Raw genomic sequence first — 14,727 nt, 5'->3', positions numbered from 1 at the left:
AGGAGAAATTACCGTGTCCATTACTGATGTTATTGATGCACAGCTAACCGCGTACAATGCGCGAAATATTGAAGATCTGCTCGCTACCTATCACGAGGACTGCGTCATTGAAGATGCTGTCGGCAACATTCAGAACTCTGGCAAAGAAGAAATCCGCGAGCGCTATACGGCTTTGTTCGAGATCAGCCCTGAGCTGAACGCAACCATTACGAACCGCATTGTGCACAATAACTATGTCATTGACCATGAATCCGTCACAGGACATCGCGGCAGAACAGACATACTGCTGGCTGTGCCAGTGTATCGTGTCGAGAATGGTCTGATTACACACGTAAGATTCATTGGATAATGAGGCAATATCCAGGGATTCCAATTCGGAGTTATCCTATACAATAGAAGGTCTGTACCTCATAAATTGAGGACAGGCCTTTTTTTATGAAGTTTTATTTCCTATCTGATGTCATTGGCTTCACTCTATTGTCATTGCAACAAACGTAGCAAACGCTTCTGCTTCTTCAAGAAAAGGAATATGATTACTATGCTCAAGCCATATCGCAACAATAGGAGTAGTATTGAAACTAGTTTCGTTTGATATAATGCTAGTAAGAAGAAGAGGGAAGGAACAATGCTCATGTTTAATCAAATTGATGCTCTTCGAACAGAAGTGGACAAGAAACGTCCCATCGACCCAAAGCTGATGAGTACCATCGCTCAGAAATTTCGTGAAGAGTGGACTTATCATACGAATGCAATTGAAGGAAATACTTTTACTTATCGTGAAACAGCATTCTTCTTAAGAGAAGGACTGACGGTCAAGGGGAAATCTTTAAGAGAGCATCTTGAAATAATAAACCATGCGGAAGCAATTGATTATCTTCACGAAGCCATTCAACAGAGAGATTTAACAGAGCGGATTATTAAAGATTTTCATGCCATTCTTTTTCAGGGAGTGAGAGATATTGACTTTTCTCCTGGTGACTACAAAAAGATGGATAATCATGTGCTCACGATTTCGGGGAATATCCATCAATATGTTCCTGCAGTCCAAGTACCTTATGAAATGGAACGCCTAATACAATGGTACACCGAAAATTCAGACATGCATCCCGTGAAGCTTGCATCATTACTTCATCATAAGCTCACAGCGATCCATCCATTTACAGATGGTAACGGGAGAGTCAGTCGGCTTGCGATGAACTTTGTGTTGCTAAAGCATGGTTATCCTCCTGCCATCATTCGTAATGAAAAGCGCCAAGATTATTACTCCGCACTGGAGCAGGCAGATAACGGGGAACTAGAACCCTTAATTGATCTCATCTCTGCTGAAGTTAAGTCTAATCTAGAACTAATGCTATCTGTCACTTAAACCTCACTTATACCATCTAGCAAAGGAGCGATACTTATGAAATATACATACCTCGGACGCAGTGGCATGCAAGTTTCTCTTCTCGGTCTTGGCACCAACTCCTTCGGCAAAAGAGCGGATGAACAGACTTCAGCCCGCATTCTGCATCATGCGATCGACAGCGGAATTAACTTTATTGATACCGCCAATATTTACGCCGGAACGGAATCCGAGCGCATAATCGGACAAGCACTAAAAGGCAGAAGAGACCAGGTTGTGCTCACGACCAAGGCCGGACTCGTCGCAAGAAGCGATTCCCCGAATGGACGCGGCTCTTCCCGTTATCATCTGCAGCAGGAGCTGGAGAACAGCCTGAAGCGGCTGCAAACGGACTATGTGGATCTGTATCAGATTCATACCTTCGATCCGAATACACCGCTGGAAGAAACACTTCGTACGCTGGATGACATGGTGCGGGCAGGCAAGGTGCGCTATATCGGTGCCTCCAACTATGCAGCTTGGGAGCTGATGAAGGCACTTGGCATCAGTGATCTGAGAGGATATGAGCGTTTTGTCTCCAATCAGGTCAGCTATTCGCTGGCAGACCGAACGCCGGAGCGTGAGCTCGTGCCCATGTGCCTGGACCAAGGCGTCGGCATCATTCCTTATTTCCCACTAGCTGGCGGCATTCTCACTGGAAAATATACAGAGAAGTCTTCTGCTCCCGCCGGCTCCCGGGCAGAGACAGATCCGAATTTTCAGCGATTCTTGGAGGATCATAATGTAACACTCGGACAGCAGGTGGCTGATCTTGCAGCGGAGACCGGACATGCTCCGAGTGCATTATCCATCGCCTGGCTCATGAACCGGCCTGCCGTATCTACCGTTATCGTTGGAGCAACTCGTACCGAGCAGCTGGATGACAACTTAAGAAGTCTCGACATCGAGATCAATACCGAGCTTGCCGAGAAGCTGGGTGAGATCAGCGACCGATTTATATATTCGAAACCTTTTGCTACCTACCGCATAGAATAATACAAAGGCTGGACCTTAAGCTTTACGCCCCCCGTAAGCTCATTGTCCAGCCTTCCTCATGTCTGTTTACTCCATCGTCTCACCGCTTGCAGCTTCAATAATGCTCCGCTTCACTCTCCACGTTCTGATTCCATACCTCCGAGCTGACGATATTCATGCGGAGATACGCCCTCCAGTTCCTTAAATACACGGGAGAACTGTTTGCTGTTCTCAAAGCCCACTGCGAGACTAATCTCCGCCATTTTCATGGTAGACTTGTTAAGCAGCAGCTCCTTGGCCCGCTGGATACGTACCTTTTTGAGATAGGATACAAAGTTGTCTCCCGTATACGCCTTGAACGCCTCGCTGAAATACGAATAATTAAGCGATACATGATTGCTGACCATTGCCATATTCAGAGGACGCTCGTAATGCTCCTGTATATAACGGACCGCCTCTTTCATATCCGCATGCTCACTATGCGCCAGCCGGATTCGGGACACATAATCATTTACGCTGACAAGCAGGTATTCCAGCTTTCTGTAATACTCGTTAAAGCTCTGAAAATTGTTCAGGCTGCCGACCAGCCTATACATCTTCAGCACTTCCACCGAAGACTCCCCGTATTTCCTAAACACCTCATCGAACACATTCTCATTGATCAGTCCGCTTACCTTCTCCAGATAAGTCATATCCATCTGCTTCAGATGATCCAGCTCAAAAATGGAGGCGAGCAGCTTCTTCATCTCATCCACCCGATCCGTCCCCAGCATATTTCCGAGCTTCCGCAGGCTTCCATACGGCAGTGGATAATTCATCCGATTCGTAAGTGCTGCATCGTATTCAATATAATAAGCGCTTGGATGCAAGAAGGTATATCTCAGCGCAGCCTGTGCCTCAAGATATTGCTCCCGAACCTGTGCCAGATCGTTCTGCTCCGTGCTGATTCCGATACGGAAGCCGTTCCATCCCTTCTCTTCTGCCTGTCTTGCCAGCTCCTGATACCAGTCTGAGGTATTTCCTGCGAGAATAAGCCTTCCCTCTATATCCGTGAGGACAAGCTCTGCCCGAACATCCATCGAATGACTAAGCCGTTCGACCAGACGCTGAATTTCCCCTGTAGGCATGACAGACCCATCCACATATCTGCACAGCACCATCGCGACAGCATAAGAGCTTGCTGGTAAAATACGAGCTGCCTGCTGCAGTTCTTCTTCCATCACGGGCCCTCTGCCAAATAGAAGCTGACGCAGCCGATTCTTGCGCTGCTCCATTTGCAGCTCATGTTTTTCCTGAGTTCGTTCCAGATTCGCGGCTTCTAATTCGCTCAATTCCTTATCTACGCGATTCAGCATATCGAACAGCTCCGTTCTCTGAATCGGCTTCAGCAAATAATCCTTTACCTTGTACCGGATCGCCGTCTTCGCATATTCAAAATCATCATAGCCGCTCAGCAGCACGACGGCCGGCTTTCTTCCTCCCGTCTCACGATCCAGCTCCTCCAGCAGCCGGATGCCATCAAGTACAGGCATACGAATATCGGTTAATATCAGATCTGCACGGGCTGCACGGTTCAGCTCAAGCGCCATTTGTCCATTCGAGGCCAGTTCAATATGATAGGCTGATGGATATTCCCGCTCTATCATCGTTTTAAGTCCCAGGCGAATATTTTTCTCATCATCCACGATTATGAGTTTCCTCACCTTCATCTCCCCCTGTCATGACCACTGTTGGCAAAGTAATGGTAACGATCGTACCGACCCCCTGTGTACTATGGATCATCAGACCGTATTGTGCTCCAAAAAAAAGCTGAATCCGCTGATGTACATTCATCAGCCCAATCCCAGCAGATGGATTCGATCGGCTGACCTCATTCGCTGCACTCGAAGCAGGTACGGTTTCTGAATTCACCTTCTCGGAGCTTGAGCTGTGGAGCTGATTCCTTAGCAGCTTCAGATCTTCCTCCGCCATGCCCGATCCGTTATCCTGGATCCAGATTCGGCATTTGCCGCGGACCGCCTCTGCCCGGATAATAATCGTCTTATCCTTGGATCCGCCCTCCTCGGCTTCCTCATACCAGCCATGCTTGACGCTGTTCTCCACAATGGGCTGAAGCGACATCTTCAGCACTTCGGTTTCCAGCATCGCGTTCGGCACATCGACACTCAGCGTAATCGGTGTATCAAACCGGATATTCATGACTTCAATATAATTTCGGATATGCCTCAGCTCATCTCTCAGCTTCACATAATCCCCTGACCATTTGAAGTTATACCGCATCATCCCTCCAAGTGAGGTAAGCGAATCCGCGATTGCCCGCTGATCCTCCATCTCGGCCAGCATTCGGATATTCTCCAGTGTATTGTACAGAAAATGAGAGTCAATCTGATTATGCAGTGTTCTGAGTTCGGCTTCCTTGGACATCGCTTCCTTACGGACAGCCACAGCGACCAGCTCGTTAATCTTGTTCATCAGCTTATTGAAATGAAAGGCCAGCTCGCCAATCTCCCCGCCGCCCCGGATAACGACTCCCGTATACAGCTCTCCGCGACGCGCCATTTTCATCGCATCTGTGAGTCTGACGAGATTTTTCAGAATGAAGGAGTTGAGCACATAAGCAATAATTGTAAAAATAATAATGAACAAAATATTAATCCCGATCGTCGTGTTACGGATCTTGGAAATTTGCGCCAGCACATCTTCCATGGACAGTACATTTAGCAAATGGGCATTCAAACCCTCTAGCGGGACGCTCAGAAATATATAGGATTTGCCCGCCTCCTTGTATTCCATCTGCCAAGGCTCACCATCAGACAACGCTTGGAATTTAGCCTGAATGGCCTGCTCCATCATGGGAGCATCGCTGAGCAGTGACTGTTTCGCGCGAGAGAAGATCTCTCCTTCTTCATCAATCAGAAACAGCTGGGACTGCTCATCCTGGACCGTAAAGGTTCGGGGTGAGAATTCCGAGAGCAGCATATCTACCTGAATAATGCCGGAATGTTCTCCACTAATGACACTGATCTCACGCAGCAAAGATACCTTGGGCTCCTGCTCTACCGTTCGTTTAATAAGATCGAGGTCGGTGTTCTGAAATGACCACATCTGCAGATCACCAAGACCATACGTATCCTCGTACCAGATCTCATCCTTGATTCGTCGTTCATTAAAAATAATCGGCCATATTTCATAGGCATATGGATTGTCCGTGAACAGATGCAAATGCTCAATGTTCGGATTGTTGAACTGGATTCTTGTCAGATTAACAAAAGCGCTCATATTAAAATCGACCAGTTCTCCCAGAGGAGGCTCTGTCTTCCTCGTCAAATAATTCAGCACCTCTTTGTCCGAAACAGCAAGCTGCGCCGAACGCTCCATGGACTCAATCTGGTTCATGATATGCAGCTTCTCCATATCGAGAATATAGGCACTCTTGTCTACCGCATCCTTCATATAAGTCTCATTAATCGCACGAAAAGAAACGATGGATACGAGCAGACTTGGCACCAATATTATGGCAATATACGCTGCAATCAGACGACTCTGCAGGGATCTGTGCTCCCACCAGGAGACAAAGCTCTGCACCAGATTGGTTCCTCTTCTCATCACAATAAACCCATCCCATTTCTGCATGTATTTGCGGGTAAAAGCTCGAAAAACCCGCAGTCTGCGGGTCATTCGAACCTTAACATTTCATTTCATTACATGATCAGCCTATTTCAGAAATTCAGCCAGCTTCGAAACGTTCTCCTCGTATTTCTTCTGCTGGAAGGCCTGAACCTCTGCAAGTCCTTCCTTCTCACGCTTCTCTTGATATTCCGTCCAGACGGAATCAAACTCCGCTTCGGATTCTGACATCAGCAGCTTCGGCAGCGTCTTGCCCCACAGCTGAGCAAGCTTCGTATTAATAATTCCTTCCGGCGAGTTCCCTGTCGGATTGAGTAATTCAAATTCGGAAGCGCTTACTGTTTTGCCCTTGGTCCAATCCTCCATTTGCTTGAACGGCTCAACTGACGGCGGAGTCCACTGTGCAGTAATATTCGTGTTCATCAGCATCCAGAAGGTAAATGAAGCACCGTACTCTTTGTCGAAGGCGGAACGATCCTTATTCAGCAGTTCTAAGGCTTCCGGCTTAAACTGATCCTTGCCGTCAATCGTGTCATAGGTGACACCTTTCTCACCTAGGTAGAGGTCCTTGTTGCCTTCTTCACTGTTCAGGTAGCTCAGGAAGCGGATCGCACGTGCCTTATCCTTCACATTCTTGGAGATCAGTGTCACCGTCCAGCCTGAAATTCCCGGTCCATCCAGCGTTGGTGTATCCAAGTTGGTGTTTGATGGTCCATCTACAGCGATGTATACGGAATTCGGATCATTTGCATACAGCGTATTTTGCTGAGCAGCAAGGTCACTGCGCTGATAAATCATGGCAAAGTATCTGCCTTGCGCAATTTTCTCTTCCATTTGTGGACGTTTATCGATGAAGATATCCTTGGATAACAATCCTTTTTCATTTGCAGTACGCAAGGTCTTCAGCCATCTCACATACTCGGGATCCGTTGCACGGTCGTAGAGCTTGCCGTCCTTCTCCTTCGGAATTGCGAGCAGGTTCTGAATATATCCTTCAAGCGAGTAGTTGCCGTTCTCCGTAAATTCATGCATACCCAGTGGAATGAGCGGCTGACCATTCACATCAGGGAACTTCTCTTTGGCCGCCTCAAGTGCGGCAAGGAAGCCTTCCGGTGTTCGCATATCCGGGCTGCCGATCGCTTCATACATATCTTTTCTTACGAGAAATACTTGGTTTGAAATATAGGTGTCAGCATACTGCTCATAATCCTTCGGTGAGGAAGAAGCATTCGGATAAGCATATACTTTACCGTCCGGCTGTGTGTACCAGGACAGCTTCGCTGCATCCGATGCAGTAAAGAAGTATGGATCATATTCTTCAGCGAGCTCATTCAGCGGAAGCACCAGACCTCCGTCGATCATCTTCTGAACGGCATCTTCACCTTTATCGAGCGTAATGAAATCCGGGAGTTTACCGGATGCTATTAAAGTATTCATTTTTTCGCTTTCATTTCCTGCCGGTACGATAAAATTAAGACTGACGCCTGTTTTTTCTGTAATATATTTTGTTGTAGGATCTACACCCCACTGGTTTGGAAACCAGGAGAAATTCAAGTACCAATCGAATGTAATCGGTGAAGTATCCACTTTCCAGCCCGGATCATCCTTCGTCAGCTGAACCGCTGGCGTCTCTGTGTCCGGTGTCTCTGTATCGGTCTCTTCTGCTCCTCCCGAGGAAGAACATGCCGTGGTAAAGATAAGTACGAGTGAAGCCAGCAGAATCAGAACTCTTTTCAAGCCCCATGTTTGGTTCATGCATTTAACCCCTTTTCGGCTTATTTGTATACCGTTCCTATACGATGTCGTACACTTAACCTTTGATGGATCCGATCATCATCCCCTTTACGAAGTACTTTTGCAGAAATGGATATACGAACACAATCGGAAGCGTCGTGACGACCATGGTCGCCAGTTTAATCGACTGTGAAGTCACCGTCTTGGTCGCTGCCGTTCCCTGCACAGCCGCTACCATCTGATTGGAGCTCGACTGGGCAACGACGCGGTACAGATAAGTCTGTATCGGCTGCAGGTCGGTATTGTTGATATAGATCATTCCGGTAAAATAGTCATTCCACTGATAAACACCATGGAAGAGAGAAATGGTCGCAATGACAGGCAGGGATACCGGGAGCACAATTCTCAGGAAGATCGACCAGTCGTTGGCACCATCAATACGTGCAGCTTCCTCCAGTCCTTCGGGAATTTCCCTGAAGAAGGTCATAAAGATGATGAGGTCGAAGAAGCTGAACATAACGGGAATGATGTAGACGAGAAAATTGTCCAGCAAATGCAAATCCCGAATGAGCAGGAAGGTCGGAATGAGTCCTCCCCCGAAGAATAAAGTGACGGTTCCCATCAGAATGTACAGCTTGCCTCCGATCAAATCCTTGCGAGAGAAGGCGTAAGCCACCATGGCGGTAAAAAAGACGTGCACTGCGGTACCAACCACTGTCTTTGCAACGGTAATCCCCATTGCTGTCATAATGCCAGGGCTGTCAAACACGGCCTTGAAATTATCGAGACTGAATTCACGAGGCCACCAGTAAATCCCGCCGCGCATGGCATCCGTTCCATCGTTAAAGGCATTTACAAGAACATACCAGATGGGATACATCGTCAGAAAACAAACAATGAGCATAATCAGGGTATTCAATGTATCAAAAGCGAACTCCCCTTTGGTTCTGCGATTAAGCGTCCACAAGGCTATAGACCCTCCTTTCTCCTAATAAAGGGATGTTCCGTTAATCTTCTTCGATACCTTGTTAGCAAGCAGCAGGAGAATAAGCGCGATGACCGATTTGATCAAGCCAACTGCCGTCGAATAGGAATAACGTCCGGACAAAATTCCGGTCTGGTACACATAGTAGTCGATAACATTACTTGCACTGTCGTTCAGGGAGTTGCGCAGCACGAGAATCTGGTCAAAGTTAGAATTCAGCACACCGCTCACCGCGAGAATAAACAGAATTGTAATCGTTGATTTGATGGAAGGCAGCGTAACGTACCACATCTTCTGGAATCGTCCAGCGCCATCAATCGTTGCTGCTTCATACATTTCAGGCGATACACTGGATATGGCGGCCAGATAGATAATTGCAGACCAGCCAAGCTCCTTCCATATATCAGAGGCAATAATAATCGTCCAGAAATATTTTGGCTCGGCCAGATAGCTAATCGGCTCATCGATGATATTCAGTGCCATCAGAATGTTATTGAGCACCCCGATATCCGACAGCCATGTCGCCAGAATGCCTCCAAGAACAACCCATGATAGAAAGTGAGGCAGGTAGGAGATCGTCTGTACTGTGCGTTTGAATTTAATGCTCCTCAGCTCATTGAGGAACAGGGCGAACAGGATCGGAAGCGGAAAACCGATGATGAGCTTGAGCAAGCTCATTCCGAGCGTGTTTCGAATCACATTACCGAGACTATCATCATCCAGGAACTCTCTGAAGTGCTCCAGCCCTACCCAGGGCGCTTCGGATATGGAGCCGATAATGTCGTACTCCTTGAAAGCGATAATAATGCCGTACATCGGGATGTAGTTGAATATGAACATCCAGACTACACCAAGCAGAGCCATTGTCTGTATGTGCTTCTGTCTAAGAAATTTCTTCCCCAGCTGGAGTGCTGCTGAAGCTCGGGGAGCCTTGGCATTCTTAGCAGAAACGGATGGTGCTTGGCGAGGTTCCATGTCCATAGAGGAGCCCCCTTCATTTTGTAATATTCATGTGTAAGCACTTACATTTGATAAATCCATCATACTTTCAATTCAAGCGATTGATAAGGTGTGAAATTTCGTTTTTGGTGCTCATTTTTCGGGTTGATCATCGTCACGTACCATGTTATGTTTATTAGAAAAATTTTCTAGGAGGGGCTGCTATGAGCAACGCCAAGATCAATCCGATTCTGCTCAATTTCCCGGACAGCATAGATAGCGAAAGGCTGATCATACGTGCACCGAGACCGGGTGACGGTACGCTAATAAACCAGGCTGTTAAAGAAAGCCTCGCGGAGCTGGCACCCTGGATGCCTTGGGCCAAGACTGCACCAACGATAGCGGAATCCGAAACGCAGATCAGGCAGTCCGCGATTCGCTTCGCAGAGCGCACGGATCTGCAGCTCCTGCTGTTTAAGAGGGATTCCGGCAGTCTCATCGGCAGCAGTGGACTGCACCGGATCAACTGGGAGACCCGGAAGTTCGAGATCGGCTACTGGGTCCACAGCGCTTATGCGGGACAAGGCTACATCACGGAAGCAGTGCATGCCGTTACCGATTTTGCAGTGAAGGAGTTTGGCGCGAATCGAATTGAGATTCGCTGCGATGCCCGAAATACAAACAGTGCTAATGTAGCCAAACGGGCAGGGTTTGTACTGGAAGGTACACTGCGGGGAGACAGTATTGGGGTAGACGGTACGATGCGTGACACTTATGTATTCTCGAAGGTTCGGGGTCAAGAGTTCTAATATCATCATCATCAGAGTTCTAATATCATCATCATCAGAGTTCTAATATCATCATCATCATCATCATATCGAGTGGTTCAGATCCAAAGAACCTTACAATAAACAGGCCGGGTCACTTCACAGCGACCCGGCCTGTTTTACTGAATTCGTCTAATTTTATACTACACCGTCATTTCAAATGTTCCTGTCGTAGACAACGGCGTAAGAAGTACCCCTTGTTCTGTTGTCTCCAGAGATGCTCCTTCTACACGGCTCAGCTCTGGTAAGCCTCTCAATAGAAGCTGCCACGGTTTCCCTGCGCCTGATGAGGTCACGCGAATCACGCCGCCCTTACGCTCTGCCTGCACCGAGAGTTCTTCTTCTGCTGCCGTATTGTACACAACCGTTGTGGCAGTAGCTCCCTCCTGCAATTCAAACAGATGAAGCTGTACTTGATCCGCAAAGTCATAATCCGTGCGCGAATCGTTCTGACCCACCGCAATGAGGCTGTTCTCCCGTACAAACAGCGGGAGGCTGAAATAATGATACTGCTCGCTGTACCACTGACCGCCTTCTCTCGTCTCGCCTGTGAGGAAATGCGTCCATCTTCCCTTCGGCAGATAATAACGCCCTGCCCCCTGATCATTGAAGATGGGTGCGACAAGCATGGAATCACCCAGCATATATTGTAGATCAAGCGGCGCACAATTGAGATCGTCCATAAATTCAAGCACCATGGATCTCATCATCGGTACACCTTGTTTTGTAGCATCTACAGATGCAGCATACAGATAAGGCATAAGCGTGCTCTTCAGGTTCGTAAAATAACGCAGCACATCCACCGCTTCCTCATCAAACAGCCACGGTACACGGTATGACTCATTCCCATGCAGACGACTGTGGGAGGACAGCAGGCCAAAGGCACTCCAGCGCTTATACAGATCCGGCGTAGCCGTCTGCTCGAAGCCGCTGATGTCATGGCTCCAGAAGCCGAATCCGCTCATGCCAAGAGACAGTCCGCCGCGCAGTGTTTCCGCCATGGACGCATAGGTCGCAGAGCAGTCTCCGCCCCAATGTACCGGGAACTGCTGACCACCGGCTGTTGCAGAACGGGCAAACAGCATGGCTTCATTCTTGCCGCGGGATTCTTCAAGCGCCTCAAACACCGTCTTGTTGTAGAGATACGTGTAATAGTTATGCATCTTCACAGGATCGGAGCCGTCATGGTATACGACATGGGTCGGTATGCGCTCACCAAAATCGGTCTTGAAGCTGTCTACGCCCATGTCCACCAGTTCAATGAGCTTGTCTTTGTACCAACGGACCGCGTCCGGATTGGTAAAGTCGACGAGGCCCATGCCGGATTGCCAGCGATCCCACTGCCATACGGTTCCATCCGGATTCTTGACGAGATAGCCGTGCTTCTTCCCTTCGTGGAACAGATAGGATTTCTGCCCGATATAAGGGTTGATCCAGACACATATCGACAGTCCTTTGCTCTTCAGACGCTCCAGCATGCCTTTAGGATCAGGGAATACATCCTCATCCCATTTGAAATCACACCACTGGAATTCCTTCATCCAGAAGCAGTCAAAGTGGAAGACAGACAGCGGAATATTTCTCTCCAGCATCCCGTCCACGAAGCTGTTTACGGTCGCCTCATCATAGTTCGTCGTAAAGGAGGTCGTCAGCCAGAGCCCGTATGACCATGCCGGAGGCAGAGCCGGTTTGCCCGTCAGGGTCGTATAGTTGTTCAGCACTTCCTTCATATCGCTGCCGCCTATGATGTAATATTTGAGGCTTTCGCCGGGAACGCTGAACTGCACCTTGGATACATTCTCGGAGGCAATCTCATAGGACACACGCTCTGGATGATCTACAAAAATGCCATAACCGTAGTTGGACATATAAAACGGTACATTTTTGTAAGCCTGCTCGCTGGAGGTTCCACCGTCTTCATTCCACATATCGACGACCTGGCCATTTTTCACAAATGGAGTAAAGCGTTCGCCAAGCCCGTAGATGTATTCTCCGATTCCCAGATCTAATTGCTCGCGCATATGCACGACAGGCTCCAGTGTGGACTTAATGTAGGCCGGGCCTTTATAGCCGGTGCCTGTCAGTCTTCTCTCACCATAGTTATAATCTACTTTCCAGCCGCTTGTAAGATCGACGTTCACACGGAGGTCACCACTCGCTAGGCTTATCTTGGTGTTATCCTGTGCAATATCAACGGTTGAATTTGCATCCTCATGGATATGAAATTGAGGCAATACCTCATCCACATCGTTGTGAATATACTCAACACAGATCACGTCCTTCATCGGTGAGCTGTATTTTACCGTAAGAAGGGTGGTATTGAGTGTATGGCCTTTGTGCTCGATTTTTTTGGTCGATGCGTATACAGTAACGGAATCCTCCTTCACCTCAACATCACGAATTTCCACAGGGTAAAGTACGTTTAGTCCAGATCTTACATGCCAGTAGCCGTCAGTAAATTTCATAGCCATTCTCCTATCTCTTTTAATTAATCTTTCATCGAACCTGCGACGATGCCTCCGACCACATAGCGCTGCAGAGCAATAAAGATAACGATAATCGGCAGTGCAGCAATGGTAGCTACCGCCATCAGGTTGTTCCACTCCGTCCCGTATTGTCCGATGAATCGGTACAAGCCGAGTGTCAGCGGACGTACACTGTCATCGGTCGTTAATGTCAGAGCGAAGACAAAATCTCCCCAGCCAAACAGGAAGCAGAACACAGCTACCGTCATCATGCTCGGTACAACGAGCGGAAGCATAATCCGTGTGAAGGCTGTAAACCGGTTGCATCCGTCAATGGCTGCTGCCTCTTCAAGTCCCTTGGGAAGCGCCATAAAGGCAGGTCTCAGAATGAGTACTGCAAAGGGAAGTGCATGAATCATGTCTGCAAGGATCAGCCCCAAATAGCTGTCAACGAGCTGTACCTTGGAGAACATAATGAAGAGCGGCATCGCCATGGTAATCCCCGGCAGCATTTGAATCGCGAGCAGCAGAATCATGATGATGGATTTGCCTCTGATATTCAGCCTCGCCATCGCATAAGCACCTGGAACAGCGAACAGCAGTGTCATGAGCATCGTGCCGATCGCCACGATAAAGCTGTTGCCGATATACCGCAGCATATCCTGATTCTTGATGAAATTATCGACATAAGCCTGGAAGGTCGCATTCAGTACGCCAAACTTCGGCGGCGTTGCAAACAGGTCGGTTATCGGTGTAAGTGACGTCTTGATCATCCAATACACCGGGAACAAAAACATGGCTGTGATCAGAATGGACACGAACGTCATGAAGTATTTTTTCTGGGATTGTGCCATTATTGAGCCTCCTCCTTACTCGTCATCCGCAGGTAAACGATAGCAAGCAGGATCAGAATGATGAACATGATCATGGATACTGCTGCCCCCTGGCTGAACTCAAATTTGAGGAAGGACATCTGATATGAATAAATCGGCAGTACATTTGACGAGTTGACCGGACCACCCGCTGTCATGATAAAGATGAGATCAAACACTTTAAATGTATTGATGATGCCCAGCATAACAAGGATCAATATGGTCGGTCTCATGAGTGGAAGTGTAATGTGGCGGAACTGCTTCCACTTGCCGGCTCCATCCAGTCTGGCCGCTTCATATAGCTGCTCCGGCATACCCTGAAGACCGGTCAGCAGGATGATCATATTGAACGGTATCCCAATCCAGATATTGGCTACGATTGTCGACAGCAGCGCGGTGCTGTTGTCACTGAGCCAGCTGTGAGGCTCGCTGAGGATACCCAGCCACTGCAGAATAAAGTTAATCACGCCGTAATCACCGTTCAGCATCCACTGGAACACAGAGGCCGTAATAACAACCGGCAGCATCCAGGCAAGGAGCATCAGCGAACGCATCACATTGCGTCCCGGGAAGGTGCGATTGAAGAACAGGGCAAGTGCAAATCCAATCCCGAATTGAAATAGGAGACTAAATACGGTAAATACCAATGAATTACGAAGTGCGGTGAAGAACACCGGATCCTTAAACGTATCGATATAATTATCGAGGCCTACAAAGCTGTGCTCCTTCTTGAAGTTGTAGACATTCACATCCTGCAGACTCAGTGTAATGTTATAAATAATCGGAAACAGGACGAACACAAGCATAAACAGAATGATGGGCAGTATAAACAAATAGTTGGACCATGTTGAAAAACGTTTGGTAGGACTAGGGCGCTTCACCGAAGGCACTGTGCTTGGCTCCATCGTCAGTTCCCCCT

General features: G+C 48.0%; 12 protein-coding genes. 4 read left to right on the top strand and 8 right to left on the bottom strand.

What is annotated here, in order from left to right:
- Positions 1 to 13 precede the first annotated feature (13 nt).
- The 3 genes from TCA2_RS17675 (at position 14) to TCA2_RS17665 (ending at position 2,380) form a co-directional block, all read left to right on the top strand.
- The gene (locus TCA2_RS17675; RefSeq protein WP_052512142.1) at positions 14 to 349 is read left to right on the top strand and encodes a nuclear transport factor 2 family protein; all 336 of its coding nucleotides are present in this window, start codon (positions 14 to 16) and stop codon (positions 347 to 349) included.
- A gap of 282 nt (positions 350 to 631) precedes the next feature.
- Positions 632 to 1,366, top strand: a complete 735-nt coding sequence (locus tag TCA2_RS17670; protein ID WP_047912966.1) for a Fic family protein — start codon at positions 632 to 634, stop codon at positions 1,364 to 1,366.
- 36 nt (positions 1,367 to 1,402) lie between these two features.
- Positions 1,403 to 2,380, top strand: a complete 978-nt coding sequence (locus tag TCA2_RS17665) for an aldo/keto reductase (protein ID WP_047912915.1) — start codon at positions 1,403 to 1,405, stop codon at positions 2,378 to 2,380.
- 110 nt (positions 2,381 to 2,490) lie between these two features.
- Here TCA2_RS17665 and TCA2_RS17660 read toward each other — a convergent pair whose 3' ends face one another.
- The 5 genes from TCA2_RS17660 to TCA2_RS17640 all read right to left on the bottom strand — a co-directional run bounded on the left by TCA2_RS17660 (position 2,491) and on the right by TCA2_RS17640 (position 9,686).
- A complete protein-coding gene (locus TCA2_RS17660; RefSeq protein ID WP_238546439.1) occupies positions 2,491 to 4,068 on the bottom strand; it encodes a response regulator in 1,578 nt (525 codons plus the stop codon).
- A complete protein-coding gene (locus tag TCA2_RS17655; protein ID WP_047912913.1) occupies positions 4,037 to 5,965 on the bottom strand; it encodes a sensor histidine kinase in 1,929 nt (642 codons plus the stop codon). Before TCA2_RS17655 ends, TCA2_RS17660 begins: the two co-directional genes overlap by 32 nt.
- A 108-nt stretch (positions 5,966 to 6,073) precedes the next feature.
- Positions 6,074 to 7,741, bottom strand: a complete 1,668-nt coding sequence (locus tag TCA2_RS17650) for an extracellular solute-binding protein (RefSeq protein ID WP_047912912.1) — start codon at positions 7,739 to 7,741, stop codon at positions 6,074 to 6,076.
- 55 nt (positions 7,742 to 7,796) lie between these two features.
- A complete protein-coding gene (locus TCA2_RS17645; RefSeq protein WP_047912911.1) occupies positions 7,797 to 8,687 on the bottom strand; it encodes a carbohydrate ABC transporter permease in 891 nt (296 codons plus the stop codon).
- Positions 8,688 to 8,708: 21 nt separating this feature from the next.
- Positions 8,709 to 9,686, bottom strand: a complete 978-nt coding sequence (locus tag TCA2_RS17640) for a sugar ABC transporter permease (protein ID WP_047912910.1) — start codon at positions 9,684 to 9,686, stop codon at positions 8,709 to 8,711.
- Positions 9,687 to 9,868: 182 nt separating this feature from the next.
- On the opposite strand from TCA2_RS17640, the gene TCA2_RS17635 reads away from it, so the two are divergent.
- Positions 9,869 to 10,453, top strand: coding sequence for a GNAT family N-acetyltransferase (locus tag TCA2_RS17635; protein ID WP_047912909.1), 585 nt, complete (start codon positions 9,869 to 9,871; stop codon positions 10,451 to 10,453).
- A gap of 161 nt (positions 10,454 to 10,614) precedes the next feature.
- Here the strand turns inward: TCA2_RS17635 and yicI are convergent, their stop codons facing one another.
- The 3 genes from yicI to TCA2_RS17620 are packed head-to-tail and all read right to left on the bottom strand — an operon-like array spanning position 10,615 to position 14,713.
- On the bottom strand, positions 10,615 to 12,936 hold the full coding sequence (gene yicI, locus TCA2_RS17630) for an alpha-xylosidase (RefSeq protein WP_047912908.1): 2,322 nt from the start codon (positions 12,934 to 12,936) through the stop codon (positions 10,615 to 10,617).
- Between the two features lie 23 nt (positions 12,937 to 12,959).
- Positions 12,960 to 13,790, bottom strand: coding sequence for a carbohydrate ABC transporter permease (locus TCA2_RS17625; RefSeq protein ID WP_047912907.1), 831 nt, complete (start codon positions 13,788 to 13,790; stop codon positions 12,960 to 12,962).
- Positions 13,790 to 14,713 carry a carbohydrate ABC transporter permease gene (locus tag TCA2_RS17620; protein ID WP_052512140.1) on the bottom strand — a complete coding sequence of 308 codons (924 nt, stop codon included), beginning with the start codon at positions 14,711 to 14,713 and terminating at the stop codon, positions 13,790 to 13,792. Before TCA2_RS17620 ends, TCA2_RS17625 begins: the two co-directional genes overlap by 1 nt.
- Positions 14,714 to 14,727: the final 14 nt, after the last annotated feature.

Source organism: Paenibacillus sp. TCA20 (assembly GCF_000732325.1).
In the GTDB taxonomy this organism is placed as follows: Bacteria; Bacillota; Bacilli; order Paenibacillales; family Paenibacillaceae; genus Paenibacillus; species Paenibacillus urinalis.
Note: the sequence above shows the minus strand (reverse complement) of the source record. Positions and strands in the feature narration are given on the sequence as shown.

Bases quoted from the DNA above. Each gene is read 5' to 3' on its own strand.
- TCA2_RS17660 (WP_238546439.1), bottom strand. From the start codon at position 4,068: ATGAAGGTGAGGAAACTCATAATCGTGGATGATGAGAAAAATATTCGC.
- TCA2_RS17670 (WP_047912966.1), top strand. From the start codon at position 632: ATGTTTAATCAAATTGATGCTCTTCGAACAGAAGTGGACAAGAAACGT.
- TCA2_RS17650 (WP_047912912.1), bottom strand. From the start codon at position 7,741: ATGAACCAAACATGGGGCTTGAAAAGAGTTCTGATTCTGCTGGCTTCA.
- TCA2_RS17655 (WP_047912913.1), bottom strand. From the start codon at position 5,965: ATGAGAAGAGGAACCAATCTGGTGCAGAGCTTTGTCTCCTGGTGGGAG.
- TCA2_RS17635 (WP_047912909.1), top strand. From the start codon at position 9,869: ATGAGCAACGCCAAGATCAATCCGATTCTGCTCAATTTCCCGGACAGC.
- TCA2_RS17640 (WP_047912910.1), bottom strand. From the start codon at position 9,686: ATGGACATGGAACCTCGCCAAGCACCATCCGTTTCTGCTAAGAATGCC.
- TCA2_RS17620 (WP_052512140.1), bottom strand. From the start codon at position 14,713: ATGGAGCCAAGCACAGTGCCTTCGGTGAAGCGCCCTAGTCCTACCAAA.
- yicI (WP_047912908.1), bottom strand. From the start codon at position 12,936: ATGAAATTTACTGACGGCTACTGGCATGTAAGATCTGGACTAAACGTA.
- TCA2_RS17625 (WP_047912907.1), bottom strand. From the start codon at position 13,790: ATGGCACAATCCCAGAAAAAATACTTCATGACGTTCGTGTCCATTCTG.
- TCA2_RS17665 (WP_047912915.1), top strand. From the start codon at position 1,403: ATGAAATATACATACCTCGGACGCAGTGGCATGCAAGTTTCTCTTCTC.